Below are 1,137 nucleotides of genomic sequence, written 5' to 3'. Positions count from 1 at the left end.
GAGCTTTTGCTCAGATAACAACAAGCCAATAAAGGGGGATTCCCCTCTATTGAATGTGTTCCATTGTGCACTCGAAACTCACCCAGCCATGTTTCCTTTGCTCATAAATCGAAACTTTTGGCTCATGAAATTCGGTGTTATTGAAAATTCCAACGGGAACAACAACGATTTCGGGTGCTGCGGATAACAACAGTAGCATCGTCGTGCCACAAGCAGGGCAAAATTCGTATTTCACTTCATTACCATCGTCGCTGATTCTGGTGTAGTTGGTCGTGTCACCATCTAAAATGACCTGCTCCTTATCGAATTTGGCCTGGACACCAAAAACGCTGCCTGTTCGTTTCTGGCATTCAAAGCAGTGACAAATAGAGGTTCGCAGAGGTTCATCTTTACAGCGAAGTTGAACTAAGCCACAGGCGCACTCTCCGGTGTGAATTATGTTTGTCATCGTTATTACCTATCGATTGCCCACTAAACAGTTTATACCTAAATCCGCTCGAGTGATTTCACGATACTTGGTTCATCGAGATTTGAGTGTATGCGGTCATCCTATTGGAATTGGTATATACTCCGAACACAATTTTTAGAACAAAAACAAGGAAGTCGCCATGGCTCGCAGCAGAATTCTGCCAATTCCACTCATTCTTCTTATTCCTATCGTGCTATTAGCGATTGTTATCATTGCTGGTGTGTATCGCTTTAGCTTGTCTGATGATGAAATCATGGCCAAGTTTCCGCAAGCAGAGGTGCAATCTAATCCTATCGTTGCCGAAGTGTTGGGAGTGCAAGCGAAGAATCCGTGGACAATTCAAGTACCAGAGCAAAATGCCGTCTCTTTTTTAGAAGAGTGGGACAAGGAGAATGGCTACCTGATTGGTCAGTATGATGCAGGCGCGACAAAGGGGCAGGTTTTGGTACCGACCGCGTTTATCGCTCAACGTAAAATCAACAAAGAATTTTGGATTGCGGCGCCGATGATTGTTACGACTCAAGGCTCAGGGGCATTTTATTATGTTGGGTTATTTAAGTTTGATCCGATCCCGAGCCGAGTGGTGTTGCTAGACAGCGTGTTTATTGGTGATCGAGTTAAATTTGCTCAAATCAATTGGCAAACGGATACCAAAATTGCTATTTCAT

Annotated in this window: 2 protein-coding genes; one reads left to right on the top strand and one right to left on the bottom strand. The window is 43.9% G+C overall.

What is annotated here, in order from left to right; genetic code table 11:
• Positions 1–46: 46 nt before the first annotated feature.
• On the bottom strand, positions 47–448 hold the full coding sequence (locus R7E47_RS24980) for a GFA family protein (RefSeq protein ID WP_276416243.1): 402 nt from the start codon (positions 446–448) through the stop codon (positions 47–49).
• Between the two features lie 160 nt (positions 449–608).
• On the opposite strand from R7E47_RS24980, the gene R7E47_RS24975 reads away from it, so the two are divergent.
• A partial coding sequence (locus tag R7E47_RS24975) for a hypothetical protein (RefSeq protein WP_318085465.1) occupies positions 609–1,137 on the top strand: 529 nt, incomplete at its 3' end.

Origin of the sequence: Vibrio sp. Vb1026, assembly GCF_033338745.1 — a bacterium.
Lineage (GTDB): Bacteria > Pseudomonadota > Gammaproteobacteria > Enterobacterales > Vibrionaceae > Vibrio > Vibrio alginolyticus.
The sequence above is the reverse complement of the archived record's forward strand: the minus strand, read 5'-3'. Positions and strand labels throughout refer to the sequence as shown.

Bases quoted from the DNA above. Each gene is read 5' to 3' on its own strand.
- R7E47_RS24980 (WP_276416243.1), bottom strand. From the start codon at position 448: ATGACAAACATAATTCACACCGGAGAGTGCGCCTGTGGCTTAGTTCAA.